Annotated in this window: 24 protein-coding genes; 11 read left to right on the forward strand and 13 right to left on the reverse strand. The window is 29.8% G+C overall.

The features are described from left to right. Positions 1-3 precede the first annotated feature (3 nt). From B6F84_RS12360 to B6F84_RS12385, 6 genes are read left to right on the forward strand one after another with little or no spacing between them, the layout of a single operon-like run. Positions 4-1,317, forward strand: coding sequence for a proton-conducting transporter transmembrane domain-containing protein (locus B6F84_RS12360; protein WP_187152697.1), 1,314 nt, complete (start codon positions 4-6; stop codon positions 1,315-1,317). Then, the gene (locus tag B6F84_RS12365; RefSeq protein ID WP_148692517.1) at positions 1,314-2,444 is read left to right on the forward strand and encodes an NADH-quinone oxidoreductase subunit D-related protein; all 1,131 of its coding nucleotides are present in this window, start codon (positions 1,314-1,316) and stop codon (positions 2,442-2,444) included. Before B6F84_RS12360 ends, B6F84_RS12365 begins: the two co-directional genes overlap by 4 nt. Then, positions 2,441-3,058 (forward strand): NADH-quinone oxidoreductase subunit B family protein, encoded by a 618-nt coding sequence (locus B6F84_RS12370; RefSeq protein WP_148692518.1) that lies wholly within the window; start codon positions 2,441-2,443, stop codon positions 3,056-3,058. Before B6F84_RS12365 ends, B6F84_RS12370 begins: the two co-directional genes overlap by 4 nt. 1 nt (position 3,059) lies before the next feature. Next, positions 3,060-4,814 carry a proton-conducting transporter transmembrane domain-containing protein gene (locus B6F84_RS12375; RefSeq protein WP_148692519.1) on the forward strand — a complete coding sequence of 585 codons (1,755 nt, stop codon included), beginning with the start codon at positions 3,060-3,062 and terminating at the stop codon, positions 4,812-4,814. Then, a complete protein-coding gene (locus B6F84_RS12380; protein WP_148692520.1) occupies positions 4,811-5,752 on the forward strand; it encodes a respiratory chain complex I subunit 1 family protein in 942 nt (313 codons plus the stop codon). Before B6F84_RS12375 ends, B6F84_RS12380 begins: the two co-directional genes overlap by 4 nt. After that, positions 5,745-6,371: a hydrogenase gene (locus B6F84_RS12385; protein WP_148692521.1), complete on the forward strand. Its 627-nt coding sequence runs from the start codon at positions 5,745-5,747 to the stop codon at positions 6,369-6,371. The genes B6F84_RS12380 and B6F84_RS12385 overlap by 8 nt, the downstream gene beginning before the upstream one ends. 7 nt (positions 6,372-6,378) lie before the next feature. Here B6F84_RS12385 and B6F84_RS12390 read toward each other — a convergent pair whose 3' ends face one another. The 4 genes from B6F84_RS12390 to B6F84_RS12405 all read right to left on the reverse strand — a co-directional run bounded on the left by B6F84_RS12390 (position 6,379) and on the right by B6F84_RS12405 (position 10,946). After that, a complete protein-coding gene (locus B6F84_RS12390; protein WP_148692522.1) occupies positions 6,379-6,840 on the reverse strand; it encodes a hypothetical protein in 462 nt (153 codons plus the stop codon). Positions 6,841-6,933: 93 nt separating this feature from the next. Further along, positions 6,934-8,580 (reverse strand): ABC transporter permease, encoded by a 1,647-nt coding sequence (locus B6F84_RS12395; RefSeq protein ID WP_148692523.1) that lies wholly within the window; start codon positions 8,578-8,580, stop codon positions 6,934-6,936. Then, the gene (locus B6F84_RS12400) at positions 8,581-9,525 is read right to left on the reverse strand and encodes an ABC transporter ATP-binding protein (RefSeq protein WP_148692524.1); all 945 of its coding nucleotides are present in this window, start codon (positions 9,523-9,525) and stop codon (positions 8,581-8,583) included. It abuts the gene before it with no gap. A 5-nt stretch (positions 9,526-9,530) separates the two neighbouring features. Next, positions 9,531-10,946 carry an ABC transporter substrate-binding protein gene (locus B6F84_RS12405; protein WP_148692525.1) on the reverse strand — a complete coding sequence of 472 codons (1,416 nt, stop codon included), beginning with the start codon at positions 10,944-10,946 and terminating at the stop codon, positions 9,531-9,533. Positions 10,947-11,166: 220 nt separating this feature from the next. Between B6F84_RS12405 and B6F84_RS12410 the strand changes: the two genes are divergently transcribed. Continuing rightward, positions 11,167-12,114 (forward strand): alpha/beta hydrolase-fold protein, encoded by a 948-nt coding sequence (locus B6F84_RS12410; protein WP_148692526.1) that lies wholly within the window; start codon positions 11,167-11,169, stop codon positions 12,112-12,114. 12 nt (positions 12,115-12,126) lie between these two features. Here B6F84_RS12410 and B6F84_RS12415 read toward each other — a convergent pair whose 3' ends face one another. Together B6F84_RS12415 and B6F84_RS12420 are read right to left on the reverse strand one after the other, a co-directional pair. Then, positions 12,127-12,882: a sulfite exporter TauE/SafE family protein gene (locus B6F84_RS12415; protein WP_148692527.1), complete on the reverse strand. Its 756-nt coding sequence runs from the start codon at positions 12,880-12,882 to the stop codon at positions 12,127-12,129. Between the two features lie 23 nt (positions 12,883-12,905). Continuing rightward, the gene (locus tag B6F84_RS12420; protein WP_148692528.1) at positions 12,906-13,601 is read right to left on the reverse strand and encodes a phosphorylase family protein; all 696 of its coding nucleotides are present in this window, start codon (positions 13,599-13,601) and stop codon (positions 12,906-12,908) included. A 253-nt stretch (positions 13,602-13,854) separates the two neighbouring features. Here B6F84_RS12420 and B6F84_RS12425 point away from each other — a divergent pair, with 253 nt between their 5' ends. Further along, entirely contained in the window at positions 13,855-14,880 is a 1,026-nt protein-coding gene (locus tag B6F84_RS12425; protein ID WP_187152698.1) for an SLAC1 family transporter, read from the forward strand. Here the strand turns inward: B6F84_RS12425 and B6F84_RS12430 are convergent. Then, entirely contained in the window at positions 14,877-16,052 is a 1,176-nt protein-coding gene (locus B6F84_RS12430) for an MFS transporter (RefSeq protein ID WP_236748970.1), read from the reverse strand. The genes B6F84_RS12425 and B6F84_RS12430 overlap by 4 nt on opposite strands. 176 nt (positions 16,053-16,228) lie before the next feature. On the opposite strand from B6F84_RS12430, the gene B6F84_RS12435 reads away from it, so the two are divergent. Genes B6F84_RS12435 through B6F84_RS12445 form a run of 3 tightly spaced genes read left to right on the forward strand, consistent with a single transcriptional unit; the run spans position 16,229 to position 17,966 of the window. After that, positions 16,229-17,011 (forward strand): aldose 1-epimerase, encoded by a 783-nt coding sequence (locus tag B6F84_RS12435; RefSeq protein ID WP_420807180.1) that lies wholly within the window; start codon positions 16,229-16,231, stop codon positions 17,009-17,011. A 2-nt stretch (positions 17,012-17,013) separates the two neighbouring features. Beyond that, complete coding sequence (locus tag B6F84_RS12440) at positions 17,014-17,550, forward strand: hypothetical protein (RefSeq protein ID WP_148692531.1); 537 nt, start codon at positions 17,014-17,016, stop codon at positions 17,548-17,550. Between the two features lie 5 nt (positions 17,551-17,555). Further along, on the forward strand, positions 17,556-17,966 hold the full coding sequence (locus tag B6F84_RS12445; RefSeq protein WP_148692532.1) for a PaaI family thioesterase: 411 nt from the start codon (positions 17,556-17,558) through the stop codon (positions 17,964-17,966). Between the two features lie 16 nt (positions 17,967-17,982). Here B6F84_RS12445 and B6F84_RS12450 read toward each other — a convergent pair whose 3' ends face one another. From B6F84_RS12450 to B6F84_RS12475, 6 genes are all read right to left on the reverse strand, one after another. Then, positions 17,983-19,305, reverse strand: coding sequence for a glycosyltransferase family 2 protein (locus B6F84_RS12450; RefSeq protein ID WP_236749124.1), 1,323 nt, complete (start codon positions 19,303-19,305; stop codon positions 17,983-17,985). Positions 19,306-19,527: 222 nt separating this feature from the next. Further along, on the reverse strand, positions 19,528-19,872 hold the full coding sequence (locus B6F84_RS12455) for a ferritin family protein (protein WP_148692534.1): 345 nt from the start codon (positions 19,870-19,872) through the stop codon (positions 19,528-19,530). 51 nt (positions 19,873-19,923) lie between these two features. After that, positions 19,924-20,205, reverse strand: a complete 282-nt coding sequence (locus tag B6F84_RS12460) for a hypothetical protein (protein WP_148692535.1) — start codon at positions 20,203-20,205, stop codon at positions 19,924-19,926. A 180-nt stretch (positions 20,206-20,385) separates the two neighbouring features. Beyond that, entirely contained in the window at positions 20,386-21,114 is a 729-nt protein-coding gene (locus tag B6F84_RS12465) for a TIGR00266 family protein (protein ID WP_148692536.1), read from the reverse strand. Between the two features lie 181 nt (positions 21,115-21,295). After that, positions 21,296-21,514: a hypothetical protein gene (locus B6F84_RS12470; protein WP_148692537.1), complete on the reverse strand. Its 219-nt coding sequence runs from the start codon at positions 21,512-21,514 to the stop codon at positions 21,296-21,298. Then, entirely contained in the window at positions 21,501-21,896 is a 396-nt protein-coding gene (locus B6F84_RS12475; protein WP_148692538.1) for a hypothetical protein, read from the reverse strand. Before B6F84_RS12475 ends, B6F84_RS12470 begins: the two co-directional genes overlap by 14 nt. Positions 21,897-22,016: the final 120 nt, after the last annotated feature.

Consider the following 22,016-nt stretch of genomic DNA (forward strand, 5'->3'; position numbering starts at 1 on the left):
TCATTGGAATCAGATTTAATCATATGTTTAATTATTATACCATTAATAGCAAATGTATTTTTCTTTTTTAAATATATAAAATACTCTACAATAACAGCCAGTGTCTTTGATATATTTATTTCTCTATACTTATTGCTCTTTCACGTTACTGTTAGTAATTCTCTCTTTTTTATAAATGATATAACAATTTATTTTATAATAATGGTATCTTCAATATACCTATTATCTTCTCTCTTCTCAATAAACTATCTTAAAGGGATTAAAACAAAGATAAGTGAAAGAGAATATTTTCTTTTATTAAATTTCTTTACTTCATCAATGTTTTTTGCATTAAGTATAAACAATATAGGCTTAATGTGGGTAGGGATAGAAGCAACCACAATTTCTACTATACTTTTAGTAGTTACAGAGGGAACTGAAGCTTCTTTGGAGGCCGGATGGAGATATACTATTCTCGTGTCTGCAGGAGTTACTTTTGCTTTTATTTCAGTTATTTTAATTTACTATTCTTTCCATACATTATCTATTTCTACTCTATTAGAAGAGAGAAATTCTAGCTTAATTTTGAAGTTAGCATCAGCTATAGCATTAGTAGGTTTTGGAACTAAAGTTGGAGTATTTCCAGTAAATACTTGGTTACCAGATGCTCACAGTGAAGCTCCTGCTCCGATAAGTGCTATGTTTTCAGGTGTACTTTTACCCGTTGCTCTATACGTACTTTATATAATTTATCTAATTTCTCCCTTACCAATATTATATTCTTGGTTTGCTATTATTTCAATAATAGTAGCATCTATAATGATGGCAAGTCAGACGAATTTCAAAAGATTATTTGCTTACTCAACAATAGAAAATATGAATTTAGCATTATTAGGTTTCACTTATGGTTCTTTAACTGGGGCAATAATTCTTCTTATTTCTCATGCATTCGGAAAAGCTGGAGCATTTTACTCATCTGGATCAATATTTAAGATGGTAGGAGATAAGAAAATTGATGAATATGGTTTATGGAGACTAAAGTTTATTCCTCATTCTCTACTTTTATCATCTTTAGCAGTAACTGGTACTCCGCCATTTGGAACTTTTATAGGAGAATTTCTTATACTTTCAAGAATTTTAGCTTTTTCTACTCTACAATTTATATTACTAATAATATTTTTGGCTATAGTATTTATATCAATTAATTTTCATATTAGTAAAATGATTTTTAAAGGTCAAAGAAATTTATCGGAAGATAAAGTAATGGGAATTATTTCTCTTGTTTCCTCTGTTATATCCCTTGGAATAGGAATCTACATTTTATGGTGGGTAATATGAGGATAATAGGAAAACTAGGTAAATATTGCCTTTATTCAGATTCAGTAGTTGAAGGTGAATGCCCTGAAGAAAATAATGTTGAAAATAAAAACAAACCTTATGGTTCATTTTCCTTTACTTATGGACCTTCGGCAGGAGGATTATTTGAAGCTGTTGGTATAGAGTTAGATACTTATGGCGAATATATAAGAGGTATAAGAGTAGATCCTTATTTTAAACTTAGAGAAATAAAGGTAACAGGCAAGCAAGTAAATGACGCAATTTTACTTATCGAGAGGATAAATGCTTCATTTTCAGCATCTCATTCCATTGCTTTTATTTCTGCTATAGAAAAAATTTCAGATATTCAAGTCAATCCTAACATAGCTTATGCTAGAATTTTGGAGTTAGAATTAGAAAGAATAAGAAATAATCTATTTGTAATAGAAAGACTATCAGAGTCAGCAGGATTTCAAGTTCCTTTGAATCAGTTATTATATTTAATAGAGAAAGTAAATAGAAAGATTGGTAAAATATTTGGACACAGATATTTCTTTGGCGCAAATTCTCCAGATAAAGTTAGAATATTAGATGGAAGTATAAAATTCGATGATATTGAAAGAGAATATAGAGAAATTTATCATGATTTAATAGAAAATAGAATATTCATAGATAGATTACAAGGCAATGGAGTAATAAAAGATGCAAGAAGCATTGGTCCAGTAGCAAGAGCATCGGGATTCGAATATGATGCTAGAAAAGAAGATTCTCATTTACTTTATAAAGATTTTGATTTTTCAATTCCTAGGTATGATACTGGTGACGCTTTTGGTAGATTAATAGTTAGAGCAGAAGAAATATTCGAATCGTTAAGAATTATTTCTCAAATAAAATTAATAAAAGAAGAGCAGAATATAAAAATAAAAGATGGGGAAGGAATAGGAAGAGTTGAAAGTCCTTCTGGGGATTTAGCTTATAGAGTAGTAGTTAATTCAGGAAAGATAATTAGCTTGGATCTTTTATCACCTTCAATGATAAATATTAAATCATTTTCTAAATCAATGATTAAAAATATTTTTACAGATTTTCCCTTTAATTGGGAAAGTTTTGGAATTTGGGTTTCTGAAGTAGGGGTGAAGTTTACATGAATTGGTTTATAAAAGGAATAAAGAAAGGAATAAAAACTGAAAAATTTCCACAACAAAGTCCAGAAGATGTAAGTATATGGTCTACTAAAATAGTTAAAAACCAAGGAGGAACAGTAGAATGTCCAACTAAATCAATAGAAGAAGAAAAATGGAATCCAAGCAGATGCATATTTTGTGGCAGATGTTATCCTCAGTATTCCCCTAGTAATGATATTGGTATTTTTGAAATAAAACAAAATAATAAACTATTTAAAAGATCTTTCTATCTTTATCCAATAGATATAGGAACTTGCGGAGGCTGTAATTTTGAATTAAAATTATTAACTTCTCCACAATACGATATGAGTAGATTTGGTATATTTTTTACTAATACTCCAAGACATGCAGATGCATTGTTAGTAATGGGAGTAATAACAGAAAGAATGAAAGAAGTTTTAGAAAGGGCATATGATGCTATGCCCAATCCAAAATTAGTTATTGCATTAGGTACGTGTGCAATTTCCGGAGGATTAATAGGAAACAATCCTGAAATAAAGCCTGATGTAATAATCTATGGTTGTCCTCCTAATCCTTATACGATTTTGAAAGCATTGATAAAGGCAAAAGGTGAATGATATGTTACCTCAATTTTATCCTTATTATATTTACATTGGCTTTATTATCTCTATAGTAATCTCTATACTAAATAGGAAAGCTGGATACATACTTTCGTCAATTTTTTCTATAGTATTCTTAGGATATGGAATAATTGTTCGTAACATCTATACTGATTTCTTCATTATAGCTAGCTTAGTTTGGTTCTTTTCGTCAATTTTTTCCATTCTTTATGATAATTACGGAAAATGGCTTGCTCCATTATTTATTACATCAATTTTAGGCATGTCAATCGCTCTTACGTCAAATAATTATCTAGACTTTCTTGCAGGCTGGGAAATAATGACCATTCCCGCTTATGCAATAATAGGATTAAACAAGAAAATAGACTATCCTGCATTCACTTTTATGGGATTTGGAGAGTTAAGCACAGTTTTAGTTCTTTCAGGCTTTCTATATGCTTACGATACTACTGGTACTATAGAATTTGTTAAATTGTATACTATAATTCCATTAATAATCTCTACCTTTGGTTTTATAATAAAGATGGGCATTTTTCCATTTTTTGTTACTGAATGGCTACCAATAGCTCATGGTAATAGTCCTGCTAATTCTTCAGCTATATTAAGCGCTTCAATGACTTTAGTGGCATTATATGGTATAGTTAAGATGACTTTACTCTCCCCTATTTCGCCAATTTTTGGATATATAATCATGAGTATAGGAGGTTTCTCAGTATTTTTCGGGGCATTATATGCTTATGTTTCTAACCACGTAAAAGGATTGCCTGCGTTTAGTACTATAGAAAATAATGGAGCTATATTAGCGTCAATAGGAGCTTACATGATTGCTCCTAACAGTGTCATAGGAGACTTTGCATTATTTACTACAATAACTTATGCGTTCGCTCATTCTTTAGCTAAGACAGGAATTTTCCTAATATCAGGTAGCGTGGAAGGGGAAGATTTTGATTCTATTAAAGTAATAAGGAATAAAATAGGTGAAATAGGCGGGATTTTTCTTACATCATCTATGTCTGGATTATTACCTAACATAGGTGGCGTAGCTACTTGGAGCCTTTTAGAAACTCTGTTTATGGAGTCTTATGCTTTGCATTCAGTTCTTTCTTCAGTTCCTATAATAGCAGGATCTATAATAGCTATGGGAGAAGGCTTTGCTACTGCAGCAATGGTAAAATTTATTTCTTATACTCAAATATTCAAGGGATTTAGAGGAAATAATACAAAAATAGTTATTCCTTCTATAGTAGGTATTATAGTTCTTTTATTTGGTTCAATTACATACTTTCTTTACCCTGGATTTGTAGGGGGAGATGAAAGTTTAGGAATGCTTAATGGTTTTATAATTTTCTCAAAAATTTCTTCTACTCAAACTTTTGGAGGCATATCTCCATTTTACGTATTAGTACTTATTATTATCTTTAGTCTCGTTACTTTAGGTATTTTTGGAAAACCAAAAGTTAGAAGATCTGAAGTATGGAATAATGGAGTAAGACCAAAAGAACAGTATTCGTCATTTGCTTTTGCAAACAATATTAGAATGATGTTGGCTAAGCTTTTGAGGACGAAAATATCTCCTAATGGTTTAGAAGTATCCTCAGATATTTTCTGGGAAATAATGTACTTCATAGCAAAGCAATACACAAAATTCTCTAGATTATTTGCCATAACTTATATGAATAGTAACATTACTTGGTATATGATTTATATGATAATTGCTTTTCTAATAGTAACTATTTTAGTGGTGATTTTATGATTTCAGCCATAATAGAGGCAATAATTCAAGTTATTGGCGTTATACTACTTTCTCCATTATATGCAGGAATACTAGACAAGTGGAAAGCCAATGTGTCTTCGAGAAGAGGACAGAGCATATTTCAGCCTTACTATGATATTTTCAAATTAATTAGGAAAGAGACAGTAGTTTCCAATTACGCATCTTCCCTCTTTATTTATACTCCTTATGTGATATTTTCCGTATATATTGTTATATCTTTTGTTATTCCAGTAGTATACCCAATGCCAGTGTTCTTTACTCCTACTGTAGATTTCTTAGGTGGTGCTTTACTCTTTTCGTTAGCGTCTTTTCTGAAGATAACTTCTTCTATGGAATCTGGAAGCAATTTTGTTGCTTTAGGTTCTGCCAGAGCTACTTCATTCAGTTTTCTTGGAGAGTCAACATTGATTACTGTATTCTTTGCTGTAGCATTAATTACTGGGACAAATAATCCATACATAGAGCATGAATTTGCCGAAATACCTAAGTATTATTTAGCTATAGATCATATTTTAGCTACTATTGCTTTCTTTATGCTCTGGTTATTTGAAACTGGAAAATTACCAGTAGAGAGTTCTGGCCTAGCTGAAATGGGAATGATAGATGATGGTTTAATTTATGAATATAGTGGAAAGCCTTTGGCCTTACTTAAATGGGGAGGATACATGAAACAATACTTGTTAGGTTCAGTATTGCTGAATGTTTTCTTATTACCTTGGGGAATGCAATTAGGAATAATAGGAGCAATAGAAGATCTAGGAATAATGTTCCTAAAATGGATTTTTCTAATTTTTATCGCATTAATAATAGATACCAGCTTAGCTAAGTTGAGGTTATTCAAAGTTCAAGATTTTTTAGCTGTTGCTTTTGTTCTTTCTATTTTATCCCTATTACTTTCGGTGATTCAAAATGTCTGAAATAGAAAACGAGATAATAGAGTTAATTTCTGTAGGTATAATAGCAATAGCATTTTATATTCAAGGTCAAGCTTATTATAAGCCTTTAATAGAAGGTAGTGGATTTCAGTCAGTTATTATTGGTGGACTATCATTATTACTAGGAATAATGACTGGTAAAATTGATTATTATATATTAGCTATAATAATTATATTACTAAGAGGTTATATAATTCCTGCTGTCTTATTACGTACTGTTAAAAAATATGGAGAAAGAGAAAAAATTACTGGAGTTGCTTCATTACTTGTAATCGATTTAGCATTTTTCTTCACGGCTGTTATAATAATTTACGAGATCATTATAGCGAAAATTATACCAAATGGAATTTACTTAATATTTCCATTTTCCCTATTCTTCCAAGGTTTATTTTTAATTGCTTCAAGAAGAGCCACACCAGTTCAGATTATTGGATACATAGAAGAAGAAAACGCATTAGTTATTCTAGGTATTTTTCTCATACCAATTCCTTTATTAATTGAGGCTAGTGTATTTCTTGATGTATTAGGTTTAACTGTAATTTCTACAATCTTAATTCTAGAGAAAAAAGAACATTATCCAATAGATGAATTAAAAGGATGAAATCAGTTTATTTTTTCTTATTATTAGTCTTAATATTGGTTTTTGCTACTTTATCATAGATTACTAAAACTATTCCCGCTATTATGCTTGCCGGTCCTATTACAAACAAATACTCAGAGTATAATCCTAAACCACTAGATTCATACAATGAATAGTATAAGATTGAAGTTACATTATTTGGATTAAATACTTCTATTTTCCCTGGATCAGTTGAAAAGAAGCATATTACATAGATTTTACTATCGTTAGTAGTAGTTGCACTAGAAGGATATCCACTCACAGTTACTGGTTCAGAAAAATTATAACTAAAAATTATTTCTGAGCTACCATTGTAAGGAATTACAGACGTTTCATTTGAAGGCAATATTATAGTATTTTCATATTTAATTGAGTGAGAAGAAGTTACAGCTATAGAAATGAGAATTATTCCTAGAATTATAACTAGTACTCCAATTATAGTTTTACGCATAATGATGAATTAGAAGTTAAATTTAATAAAATTTTTTATTTTTAAAAATCTACGGCTCTATAGGAAATTGGTATTGAAACTCTAAATAAAAAATTAGACGAATTTTATTCCACTACCATATTCTCCCTTTAGTACTCTATCTAGAGAAATTATAGTTACAATCATCACTGGAAGTGCTGCTACTAGAGCAGAAGAGGCTAATAATCCCCAATTAACAGTTTCATTTCCTATTGCTAATAAAGCGAAAATAGTTATAGTCTGAGCGCCTTGAGGTGGAAAAGAGTAATTATAAGGTGTCATAGACAATATAAGCGGATAAAATAACAAATGCCAATTAAATATGAACGAAAGTAAGAATGCTGAAAATAACGCTGGTCTAGAGAGTGGCATAATTATTCTAGTTAGCTTGTTCTTAATATTAAATACTTCAGCTGCATCGTCATAAGCTTTAGGAAATCCTAGAAAATAATTATAAAATATCCATACAGCAAATGTAGCTGTAAAAATTGGTGTTGACAAAATTAACGCTTCCCATGTATTTAATAATCCTTCATTAGCGAAGAACAAGTATAATGGTATAATGAATGAAGAAGAAGGTAAAGAATAAAGATATATTGATAATGGTAGTATCCATTTACTTTTTCCTTTAGATATCTCATAAGAAGATGGAAGAGCTAAAAATATTGTTAATAAAGACGCTGATACTGCTATAACAGCACTAGAAATTAGATACGGTACTGCTGAAGATGCTGCAGATGCAAAATAGCTTCCAGTTAGATGTTCAGGCAAAAGAATTGGTGGATATTTAAAATCCAAGAAAGAACTTCTAAACGCTACTAAAAACATCCAATAAACTGGAAAATCTAAGAATACTAAGAATATGGCTAGCAAAGCAAACATTATTCCCTTAAATATTTTATCAGGAATTTTTATACTTATTGACTTTAAACCAGATTTTTTACTTTTAAGTAATAATAACAGAAAAATTGAAGGAATAGTTGCAAATACACTCAGAAGAGCAGCTGCCAAAGAACCGCCGGAAAATTTACCTAATTGAAATATTTCGTAATAAACTAGAAGTGGCAATGTAGTTGTAGAAAAACCTGGGCCACCTTGAGTTAATACATATGGCAGATCAAAATTTCCTAATGCTAATATAAATTCTAGGAGAAACGATAACCAAAATGCTTTTCCTATCATGGGAACGGCTATTTTTGAATAATATTCTGATAGTTTTATTCCGTCTACAGCAGCTGCTTCTTTTACATAATTTGGTATAGATCTTAGAGACGAGAGTATAATTAGAAAAGGTAATGGTATAGAACTCCAAACACTCACCATTGTTACAGCATATAATGCGGTAGAAGGGAAGTAAAGAGGATCATATTTAAGTCCAAGAAAGTAAGTAAACCATCCATATCCTCCGAAAAGACTTATTGCCCAAATTAACGCAGAGGATGTGAAAGGAATAGTATACGGTAACATCACTAGTAATGATAGTATTCTCTTTCCTCTACCTATAATATCTATCGCAATTGCTAACAAAAGCCCTATTAAGGAGGATAAAATAGCAGTAAAGACAGAAAAGAACAAAGTGTTATATATAATTTGATCTAAAGGAACTACTGTTAATCCTCTTATTGCAGAGTTATAATTAACACCAAATAGAACAAAAGTGAAAGCAAAAGGTAAGATCCCAAATCCTATGATATATGCTAAATAAGGAAAAGAATACTTCATTTACTCACCTATAATTTTATATTTAAAATCAAAATTAATTTCACCACCAATTTTAAATTTAACGTTAGAAAAAGCTCTAATTTCCTCATCATTAAAAGATATGTAAATTAAGTATCTATCTCCCCAGAACTCTACATCTTTAATTGTACCCTTAAACTTACCTTCACCTAACTTTACATCCTCAGCTCTTATACCAATTTTTCCTTTAATATCTAGCAATTTTCCATCTATGATACTCATAGGGGGATTTCCAAAGAAAGAAGCAATAAATAAGTTTGCAGGATTATCATAAATTTCTTCTGGAGTACCAACTTGAACTATTTTTCCGTTAGAGATTATACCTATTCTATCTGCAATAGCCATAGCTTCTGTCTGATCATGAGTAACATAGAGGGTAGTAATAGAATTTTCTAGCTGAATCTCCTTAATTAATTTTCTAGCGGAAATTCGCTGAGGAGCATCTAAATTTGACAAGGGTTCATCCATTAAAAATACTTTAGAGTTTTTTACTAATGCTCTAGCTAAAGCTACTCTTTGTTGCTGTCCCCCAGAAAGTTCACTAGGAAATCTATTTAGGAGTCCATCTATACCTAGTCTTTTTGATACACTTTCAATTAATTTCTCCCTATCTTCTTTTTTCATGTATTCTATAGGCATAGATAAATTTTCGAAAACTGTTTTATTTGGATATAATGCAAAATTCTGAAAAACCATTGCTACGTTTCTACTTGCAGGAGGTAAATTAGTTACATCTTGATTGTCAATAAATATTTTTCCTTCATCAATTTTTTCTAAACCTGCAACCGAACGCAAAATTGTGGTCTTTCCTGATCCGGAAGGACCTAAAATAACAAAAAATTCTCCTTTTTCAATTTTTAGGTTTATATCTTTTATAGCATAATTTTTTCCGAATTTTTTTCCAACAGATTTTAGTTCAATACTCATTCTATCTACCCGTAGTACGCAGATAGTTCAGTAAGCCAGTTGGATGCTGCAGTATTTAGTGCAGTCATAGGATTAGAAGTTGTCCCTTCTAAATAGTATAATACTTGAGTATTAAATGCTGAAACTAACTCAGTATCTGTTATTGGTATATTAGGAGGATTAGCCCAGGCATTTAATGATGCTATATATACTTCGCTTAACCACTGTCTTTCATATGCTGGTAATGATGTGTTGCTTTCTAATTCCTTAAATGCTGTTTTAGAAATTGGGAATTTTCCAAATAGTATAAATGCATTCTCTTGAGCTTGAGGAGATACTAAGAACTCTAAGAACTCTTCAGCCAATTGTTTGTGAGTTGAGTATTCATTTATTCCTAGAAAGTCGGTTCCAGTTTCCGCGTAGCCAGAAGGTAAAGGCGCTAAATATGTAGATGCTGCTTCAGTAGAGTTTAAGTATGATAATTGTGATGTAAATAAAAACATTCCAGCTGCTTGTGGATAATAATCGGCAATATTTCCATAGCATATTTGCACACTAGAAGGCGAAATTTCATAAGATACTAAACTCTTGTATGTCTCTAAAGCTTCTACTCCAGCAGTAGAATTAAATGAAGGCAAAGGATACTTATATCCAGGTAATATTTTTCCTTCAAACATTATATTAAATCCAGGAATTCCTCCTACTAATCCATTATTAAGGCTTGAATTTCTTTCATAATAATATCCGTATATTGCTGGAAATGCATCTATGATTCCGTGAGCTTCATGATCATCAATTAAGAACCCATATTTAGTAATTCCATGCGAAGTTAAAAATTGATCAACATCTATTACTACAGTCCAGTTTTGCCAAGTAGTAGGAGTGAAATTCATGTGATATTCATTATAAAATTCTGATTGAAGAGTTGAATTATCAAAGATCGAAGCTTTATATGCCATTAAGTATACTGCGGTTTCGTAAGCTATTCCTATTGTTTCATTTTCGTGAGTAGTAGTATTATAGATAGTTCCTCCAAAGGCTTCTTGTGGACCTATTAAATCGCTCATATTGAAGGCGGAAGTGTTTAATGGAACTAGATAAGGAGCTACTGCTTGAGCTGATGTTGACGTAAATCCTATCAAGTCGTACTCTGAAGAATGCGCTTTTAATGACGTTAATTCATCTGTTATGTAATCGCTAAATGGTTCTTGGATAACTTCCACTGTAACTCCAGGATGAGTTTTGGCGAATAGATTTCCTTCATATTGTATAAACTTAGCAGATTCTCCAGAAAATGTAATTACAGTTAACGTTACTGGAGTTGTTGTTGTAGTAGTAGTTGGTTTTTTAGTTATTTCGTAAGCAGCTATAGCAGCAATTATTACAATGACTACAATGATTATTGCCACTACAGTTTTTGATAAAGCTTTATTACTTTTCATTTGCATCAACTTTTTATATCGCATTATAAATGCTTATTTCTTTTATACATTGAAGATTATTTTAAAAGCTTAGAAAATAAATATTAAAATTAGACTGTTTCACTGTATTATTCTAGGATTATAACTTTGATATTCAATTGTATTTAAAATTCCGAATGCAAATATAAATTTACCTTTAAAAGATTAAAACTTTTTAAAGGATTTAGTTAATATAAAGTCTATGAAATACGAGATCATCAAGATTGAAAGCGAATCATTGAAAGATAACTATTTAGGAGATCCTTATACTAGAGAAGTTCTTATTTACACGCCAGATATTATAGATGATAATTTACCTCTTTTTATTGAATTAGCTGGGATAAATTGGTCTGGCAATGTTAATAATAGATTTCATCAAATAATGAAAAATATAATAGATAAAAAAGGAATAAGGGCAGTTTTTGCTAATCCTAACTTTAGAACACGCTATAGCCTTAATCAATATATTAATTCTCCTGCTGTTGGAAATTATGAAGATTTTATAATAAAAGAATTAATTCCTATATTGAAAGAAAAATATCACACAAGAGAAGTAGTTCTATTTGGAAAATCTTCTGGCGGATTTGGTGCATATACGTTAGCAGTCAATCATCCAGACGTTATACAAGCGTTTGCTGATCATTTTGGAGATAGTTGCTTCTATTTTATGTATGCATCAGATTTTATATTAACAATAAAGAATTTATATGGAAAAAGAATAGAAGATATATTAAATCTACTATTTACTAAAAAAGATTTGACTGATGACGATATAAAGATGCTGAATGTTTTTGGTAGTTCAGCATTCTATTCATATAATTTAGACTCAAAGGTTGGTTTTGATTTACCTTTTGATATAGAAACTGGAGAACTTATTGAAGATATTTGGAAAAAATGGCTATCTCATGATCCAGTTAGAAATGTAGAAAAGTTTAAAGATAATCTAAAGAAACTCAAAGCAATTTATTTAGACGTAGGAAAAGATGACGAGTTCAATCTTTTCATAGGTATGAAGAGTTTGCATAAGAAAATGAGTAATCTAGAAATAGATCACTATTATGAAGAATTTAAAGGAGGACATTTCGGAAATTCTAATAGGTACTGCAAATCAATACCATATATTTATAATAAGTTACAAAATTTTAAATAGATAAAAAAAGAGTTATACGACTTTGAAAAATTCGCTAATTGAAGTTATTACAAATACACTACCAAGGAACATGTAAATATAAGCAGGATTCATTTTATTCGCTAGCCTAGCGAAATAGTATCCAGAAATTAAAGCTATAATACCAATTACTAATGAGGCTAAAACATCAGTTCTACCAGCTAATAGGTAAGCTGACGCACCACTAGTAGCTGATAGTAACATAGCTAAAGTTGCTGTGCCTATCATTCTTTTTACGTCTATGGAAAATAGTAACATCATGACTGCGATAAACATTATCCCTCCACTAGCTCCTAAAACTCCCGTTACTATTCCTATTAGCATACTTAGAAGTACAGCAATTATAAAAGATATTTTGTTTAATTCTATACGCTTAATGTTTAGTTTAGGATTTTTAGATCTTTTGAAAGAAACGTAAGCCATATAAGCTGTAAAGATTGTGAAAACTGCTTCTAAAGCCCTTTCTGGAGTTATTAACGCAATTCTAGATCCTAACTGAGCTCCTATTATTGCACCCAATCCTAAAATTAAGGAAATTTTCAAATCCACATTTCCATGTCTAAAATATACAAAAATTACCGAAATAGTAGTAATTACATCAACTAATAAACTAGAGCCTATAGCATAATAATATGATAATCCTAGGTAGGATAATGCAGGGACTACTATTAGGACTCCACTAGAACCAGTTATTCCAGTCAAAGCTCCTACTGCAATACCTATAATTATTAAAATATAGATTGGAATCATATCTAAAAAACCAAAAAATGGATTTAAAGACTTTCTAAAATAGCTTCTCCTATTTTCTTCTCTTCTTCGTTAATCTTGTCTTGAGATATCGAATCTCCAGTTAATCCATTTCTATATATTAAATGAATTGATACTGCTTTAAATCCTAAGAGATTAGCTAAGAAGTATAGTCCAGCTCCCTCTAACTCCACTGCTAAATGATTTCTAGCTGATAATTTTTCTAAATACTCTTTAGAATGTGTCATAAGCGCATCACTAGTAAATACATTTCCTACTTTTACACTTAATGATTTATTTTTCAAATTCGCTACTACCTTATTTAATAACTCATAGTCAGGAGTTAATGCATAACTAGTAAATTCTCCTCCTAAGTATTGGTAGAATGTTCCTCCTAGATTATATGAATAACCTATTGGAACTACTACTTCTCCTGCTTTTACGCCCTTTAATCCGGTAGCTGATCCAAATCTTATTATTTCTCTTACTCCTAGGTTAAATAAGTCATGAGTTACTAGCGTTAGTGATGGTATTCCTATTCCGTGAAATACTACGCTAACTTTTTCTCCTTTATAAGTTCCTACATATGTAGTATATCCTGCAAATTCACTTACTAACTTAGGATTTTCCAACAGTTGCGTTACAGTTTTCATTCTTTGTATATTTCCTACAATAATTGACTTTGTGCCTAATTCTCCTTCTTTAGCCGTTATTAGAGCCATAAAGGCAGATAGGTAACAAAGTTATATATATCTAACTTACCTATTTAGCAATGTTAATCTTTTTATTAGATACGAGTATAGTAACTTATAAATTAAATTAGAAAAGTTTTACTCATTTTTAGTGTAGATAATAGTAAAAAATGAATTTATTAGATAATCATAATGTTGTTAATTTACGAAAAAATTATTTATAATGCTATTTTTCTCATATTATATAGATAAATTTTTAATATACAAAGTTTTAGTAAAAAGCATGAACATCAAAATAACTGCTGAATGGTTTCCTATAGTATTAGGTACAATGGTATTGTCTTTAATTTCATGGGAAAATTCAGTCATATGGAACAATTTGTACTTTTTTGATATAGGAAAAATCATATATTATATTGGACTATTCTTATTTATTATTTTTCTTATTCTCTTTTCTTATTCTTATTTATCAAATCCTCCAATGATTAAAGAGGATTTTAATAAGATAAATAGAGTTGCTTTTACAGCCTTTATCGGAGTTCTCCTATTTGTTTTTGGATTTTTCACAACAGTTTACATTAAATCTTCTCCGTTAATGATAAACTTTCTGTACTACGTATATATTTTTGCATTTCTATTTGTACTTTCTATAAATATAATTGTAAGTTATAAACTATTCTCACAATCAATAAAGCAAGAAGAATTAAACTATTCCGTATTAGTTCCTTCAATAGCTTTATCAGCAAACGTTATATTAGGCGCTCCAATACTTCCTCCATATTTTTCTTACTTAACAAAAGAAGAAGCAGAAATAGCTTACTTTATTATGCTATTTTCTGTTGGAATAACATTCTTTCAATTTATTTTTATAGGTACTGCTGCGTTCCTCTCTCACGTTTATACTAAATCTTATCAAACATCTCCTGCTATTATGATCCCATTAGGCGCATCAAGTATAATAGCAATTAATCTACTAACGTTTCCTTCATATAATTATTTGAATTTATTCTATTTTCCAACAAAATTCGCAATAACTATTTCCATAATATTGTGGGGATTCGAAGTATGGAACTTTATTGTGGCTGCAATATTGGCTATTAAAAACGTCAGAATGAAAATGCCATTAACAGTTTGGGCATATGTATTTCCAGTAGGTATTGCTTCCTTTGCAGACTTTATGCTCTATGAAGAAACAAAAATTGCCATATTCTTTGTTAGCATAGATATATTGTCTATTGCGATAATATTATTTTACATTTATGCAATGTATAATACAATAAATACTATAAGGAGTTTAAAGAGCAGTTAATTTTCCTTTATAGATATTTTTATCTTTTTATATTCTCTTAACATGAGGAAAAATAAGATTATACTCACAATAGCAAGCATACTAAAAGAATATCTTAATCCTATTTCCTCTACAGAATATCCCATAATTATTGGAATGACGCCAGCTAATCCTATAAGAATTCCAGAAAAGTAACTATTAGCAATACTTCTTTCTCCTTCATCCTTAAAATTTCTAGATAATAGAATAAGTGAAGATGGATAAGTTAATCCATGAGGTATGCCAAGAATTAGTAAAGAAAAAATGTACATATAAATGTTATAAGCTATAGACGCTAAAAATAGTCCTATTATTGTAATTCCTACGTTAAGAAAAATAATTCTTAAAATATTATTTGCAGGTCTAAATGTAAAAAGCCCTCTACTAATAAAAGAAGTCAAAAAGTATAGAGTAAAAAGTAAAGTTGACAACGAATAACTAGCATGAAACAAGCTTATAGCATAAATTCCTCCAAAAGTCTCTATCATCCCAAAAGGAATATCATACATCATGTTGTTAAATAAAGAAGTTAAAAAAGCTGGAGATTTTAAAATATTTTTAGTAACTAGATTTTTACTTTTATTTCCACTCCTTTCATTATCAAAATTTATTTGAAAAGAAACAATTGGAACTAACAGACTAAAAGCAGAGAAGAATAAGAACGCCTGAGTTAAGGAAAATCTAGATAAGATTAACGATTCTATACCAGGACCAACGATTAATGATAAACTCAAAGACGTAGTATATAGAGAGATCATTCTTTCTTTACTTCTTTGATCTCCAATAGATCCTGCAAATGTAATAATGTTAGGAAATATTATACCCATAGAAAATCCTGCAATAGCAGTAAATAGCCAGACTAACAAAGGATTTACTAAGTAAAACAAAGGGAATGTTATAGCGTAAAGTATAGAAGAAATTTTCATCATTTTATTTCTTGAAGTTACTGAAAGTTTAGAATTTATAAATATACTAGATAAAAAGGAAAATATTGATGTAATTGATGAAACTAATCCTACTAAAAATACGGAAAAATGAAAATAGTATTTGGCAATTAATGGAACAGTAGTTATTAACATATTATTTGAAGCTCTAATAGCAAAAGTAATTGAGAAAATAATAATAGCTAATATAGTAACTTCCCTCTTTTTCATACGATAATGCTATTAAACAAGTTTTTAAAATCGTTCTCTCATTCAAATGACTTAGTTATCTGAATATTTACTATACAATTTGCTTTAATTCGAAATAATGGATAAATATTTAATATAATCGTTAATTATATATTGAAAATAAGGTTTAAATTACATCTAATGCATTATACTTTATGATTCATATTGTTAATCAAGATATGGTAGCAGAAATAATGGAAAATGGAGCTTATCTCTACACATTCGCTAAAGATGGAAAAGAAATCATTTTGAAAGGAAAAGAAGAGAGAAAAACTCATGGAGGTATGGCGTTACTTATACCATTTGCAAATAGAGTAAAAGACGCCAAATATACATGGGAAGGTAAAGAATACTACTTACCTAAGAATAAAGAAGGAAACGCTATTCATGGACTAATAATGGATAAGCAATTTTCAGTTATTGATAAATCGGAAAATTATGTTGTATTACAATATACCTTAGATCATCCAGGCTACCCTACAAAATTACTTATAAAAGTAACATATTCACTTAATCAAGGATTAGAAACTAGAATAAACGTAAAAAATTTAGGAAATTTAAAAGCACCATTAGTAGTGGGAGCTCATCCTTATTTTATAGTAAAAGGAAAATGGTCAATAAAGCCATCGAAAGTAGAAAGGTGTATACTAGAAAAAAATATTCCTACTGGAAAAATAGAAGAATATACAATAACTCAAAAAGACTACGATGACTGTTTTATCATTCCTTCTGATGTAACTTTAGAATCAGAATATTCTAAGATAACAATAAAAAAGGATGAAACAATGAAGTATATCCAAATATACACTGGAGAGCCTAATGCAGTAGCTGTAGAACCTATGTCTGGAGCACCAGATGCCTATCACAATAACCTAGGTTTAGTCAGCATACAACCTAAAGAAATTAAAGAATTTTATTTTAAGATAGAAGTTAATATATAGCTATGCCTAGAAAATTTAGACTAAATCCAAAACCATACCAATTATTAAGGATAGCAGTACTATTCCTTTTATTTTATTCTTTTACATTTTCTTTTACTCAATTTCAAGGAATTTATGCTTATTTATCAGCTATAATATCTTCTTTGCTAATATTACTTTTTGGCAATTATACTAGAGTAGCATTCAACCAAATGAGCGAAGAATATTCCTTACTAACTAAGATATTTCCAATAATAATAGTAGGTCCAATACTTTATATTCTTGGAATTTTCCTAATTGCAACATATCCAATTCTCTACCTATTACAATATGCAGGAATGATTTTAGTATTAGCATACTTATTAGAATTTGCTATGGAAGTAATGAGATTAGGAACTCATTTTGCTAGGAAAGAAATAAAGATATCATCTTATATAATATTTGGATCACTGATAGCTTTTGTTATTCTTGGAGTTATACCATATGCATTTTTATTGACAATATCATCTGCTCTACTATACCTTGGAATAAATAATATTTTATATTATTTGAATAAATAGCTGATATGGACTATGATGCAACAAAAATAATTTCTGTAGAACCGGTTTTTTCATTATTAGGTGCTAAGATAATAGAATTAAAAGAAGGCTATGCTAAAATAGCGATAGAATATAAGTCAGAACTAACTAGAAGAGGAGGAGTTCTTAATGGAGGAATAATAATGACTACAATGGATTTTGCTGGAGGTTTAGCTACTCTTACGGTAAATGACGGTATAGACCAGGTTACACAAGAGTTAAAAACGAATTTTCTAGAACCTATGAGCAAAGGTCCATTCTACTGTGAAGGAAGAGTAGTAAGAAAAGGCAGGACTACAGTAGTAGTAGAAATCAAATTTTTTGACTCAGAAAATAAACTAGGAGCAATAGGATTAGGGACATGGTATATAATAAGAGATAGAAAAATTCAAAAATAAACATATAAATGTATTTTTATCTTGTCCTCCAACTATCTGGCATCCATAATGTAAAAATACTATAGAAAGCAGCAAATAATTGAACTGCTAAAGCGATAGAACCCAATACTAGAACTTTTGTCTTATCCCTTTCTATCATTCTAAACAATGCTATGACAAAAGGTAATGACGATAGAGAACTAGCTATACGAATACTCTTATCAAGATAATCTAAATGATGTGAATTTATTTTTGTGATAGATAAATGAGAAATATTGATATGAGCATGCACTATATGGCTGTTAGTATATAATAGGTGATTTATTCCTAAAATTGTAGGAATAATTAGCATATAATGAATAATTTTGAATATCATACCAAATAATATTTCTGGATATTCTAATATGGAATTAATGTCAAATATTCTAGTTCCACCAAGGCTTACTAAAGATAAAATTAAAAAGAAAAATGGTAAAACATTAGTATAAACAGAATTAAAGATATATAAGGGGCCTTTCTTTACTATTGTACCTTTTGCTATATCGTTTATAAAATATAGATAATTTGATTTAGTCCATCTTATAACTTGATTAGTGAATTTCTTAATATCATTAGGAGGTTCAGTAAACGCAATTACATCATAGTCTATAAAAGCCTTATATCCTTTATTTAAAATATAATTTGTTAATTGTCTATCATCGCCTATTATAAATTTCCTACCTAGAATCTTTGGTTCTTTAAAATCTCTAGATAATACAAGGTCTTTTATTACATTAGTCCTATATAAGGCACAGTGCCCATATAAAACTGCTGCCTTTCCATACTTACTTAATGCTCTTTGTAAGATTTCTGACATTCTTTCAAAAAACTCCGAATAATAATATGCAAATTTTCCATTATTTAGCATTAAAACTCTGGGACTCACTCCACCAGTTTTATCATCCATTACGCTTAGCATATGAGATAAAGATTGCTTTGGTAGTATAGTATCACTATCCAAAAACAGAACGAAAGGAGTCTTAACTAATTTTAAGCCTTCAGATAAAGCATTTCTCTTCCCTGATCTCTTACTTATGGCTATAAAAGTTCCATCATATTTTTTTGTTATAGAATTATAAGGCTCTACACATCCATCTCCTACTACGATGAATTTGATATATGATATTGTCTTAATAACTTGTTCAAATAATTTAGGATCCTCATTATAGACAGGGATAACAGCTGTAACATCCTTTAAACTATGCGAAGATTTAGAAGAAAATTTCGGCGTCGAAATAGCTAAATAGGAATTTATTAAAAAGTACAAGAAACCAATAAATAATGAAATAGTCAGAATAAAAATGTAATTCTCTTCATTCATCACGTTTTATATATATTGTAACTAGGTTAAAATGTTTACTATCATGCTTTTTTAGGTTATAACTAGGTTAAATAGAAGTTTAAATAAAAAATAAAGAAAAGATTTTATATAATCTTTTATTGAGGCGATAATTAGTGAATTTTTAGTATAATTTTTCTTGTTCCTCTGTTATTTTAGAAAGCATAAATTAAGATTATTGAAAGCTAGTATTATAAATATCTGTTAAATTTTCATATGTTCTCTCTCTTGAGCAAGAATTTCGGAAATTCTCTTATCTGTTAAGTCAAAATTTTTCTCATAAAAATTGATGGCACCTCGTTCTACCCTTTTTATAACTCTTTTTGTAAAACTAAATCCAAAAAGACTTACGAATATTCCAAAAAGAAAAAGAGAATAATAAACTGGTAATTCTAAGTGAGATCTCCTAAATTTTCTAAAATAATTCCAATGAGACACTTCTTGCTCATATGCTTCTTTTAAGGATTCCTTCTTAAAACGTAAGTAAAAGGCCTTAGCTAATCCAGAAGCTCCTGCTTCACCTAATAACGCAAAATAATATTTATCCATAGATGAAGGAAAGGAGAGAAAGAAAATAAAAAGATGCTAAGATTTATTTAATTAATATAACTCTTTAATAACTTCTTTCAAAGCTTTTTTAGTATATTTATCACCAATACTTTCTACTAAAATTGAAATACCTATAACTACGAAGCCTAATTCATTAATAACTTCTTTCTTTTCAATATTCTTATTTTTTAATAACTTCTTTATTTCATCCCTTATCTTTATTATGTCTTTCCTATTTTCTCCGCTCTCATGAAGAGCAACAATACTAAGACTATACATCATCCTCTTCAACACTTTTCGAATATCAGATATACTCATTTCTGTAACTTCCATTACTTATAATATTCTTCATTCAGCCTAATAACATTATATTAAGATTAATTTGATATTTCCGCCTCAATTTTATCATGAGTTATATCTTTCTATAGGATTAAAAACCGATATATACAAAATTATCAATTTCTTTATTTGTAAGAAGATGATAAAATATAAAACATTTACATAAATAAAAAATTATAGATTGATATCAATACCTCCTACGTTAATACCAGGTCCACCTTGTTGTCCTCCCGTTCCAGTACCTCCTCCTATATATCCAGCTATTTCTTGAGCTAATTGTTCTATCGTTAACGTATGTATCCATACTCTACCTGGACCTTCAATCCTCACAAAGAATAAGCCTTCATGTGCAAATAATATTGATCTTAATCCTCCTACTCTTTGTATAGAATACTGCATCCCATCATCCATTGCCATCAAATGCGATGCTTCTACTTGAATAACTTCTCCAGGCTGTAAATTCTTAACGTACAGACCACCATAAGAATGTATAAAGACATTTCCTGCTCCATAGAAGTGAGCTAAAAATAATCCTTCGCCTCCAAATAGTCCAGCTGTTAATTTAGCCATTTTCTCATCATAGTTTATTCCATCTTCAGCAAACAAGAAAGTATGCGATTGAGCTAAAATACCATTCCCTGCTAAAGGTAAGCCAATAATTTTACCTGGAAATATTCCTGCAAATACTACTTCTCCTGGACCTTGAAATTCAGTAACGAAGAACGATCCGCCTGTTATTTCTCTTTTTATTCCTGCAAAGAAACCTCCCCTCATTCTTGTTTGCATTTGTGTTGAGTCTGATTTCATTACTACGTGTCCTGCATCCCCATAAATTTTCTCGCCTGGATTTAGATACACCTTTACGTATTGAATATCGTCTCCTACAACTTCATATTGAGGCATGTATACACTATTAATTAGTAAAATAAAAATTTTTCTGTAATGTTAAGGATTAAAGAGGTATAGAATATATAATAATTTTTATTGGGTATGATAAATTTAGATGAATTAACTCTAATTTAAAAAGATTAGACTAGAGCTAAATCTATGAATTGTATTTTAAAAAAATAACTTCATAAAATAATTAGGTTGGAGGCAATGGAATGTTACTTGATGTTGCTACATTATCTCCTAGATATACTGTAATTGTTGTAATAGGACTTGATGTAGGTCCAGGCAATGGTGTAGTTGGTTGAACTAAGAAAGATATGTAGTATGTTCCACTAGCTAATGTTATAGGAGTGGACGGGGTTGAAGCTTTACCTCCGCTAATTATTTGCATTGTATATTCAAGTGGGATCACTAGAAGTTCCTATGTATATCCACATGTTGTTTATGTATGTAGAACTTTGAGTAATGCTTACGTTAGTTACGTATAGATTTAATGCTTGATTTGCAGTTAGAGTTACTGCTTCGTAGAAATATGCGTATGATGAGTTTGTAATGTTTATGTTAGCTGTAAAACTATTAGTCCCTTTTGGAACTGTAACATCTATATAATATCCTTTTCCAGAACTAGAAGGTAATGTAACCACACCATTTGGTCCTGTTGAAAGTGTTAGTGGTGACGAAGTAGTTGTTACGCTTATAACTCCTGAGTAATAGTATATTACGTCTGCAGTTATTACTGGTATAATAAAGGCAAGAATTAAAAGCGGTATGAGTAATTTTCTCTTGCTTATCATAGTCTCACCTACCTCTTTTCTAGAAGATAATATAAATTTTTCTATATGTGCTTCTTGTAATTATATTTAATAATGATAATATAATTACTGTCTCTTATATTTAATGATTAAAAATTTCTT

Source organism: Acidianus manzaensis (assembly GCF_002116695.1).
Lineage (GTDB): Archaea > Thermoproteota > Thermoprotei_A > Sulfolobales > Sulfolobaceae > Acidianus > Acidianus manzaensis.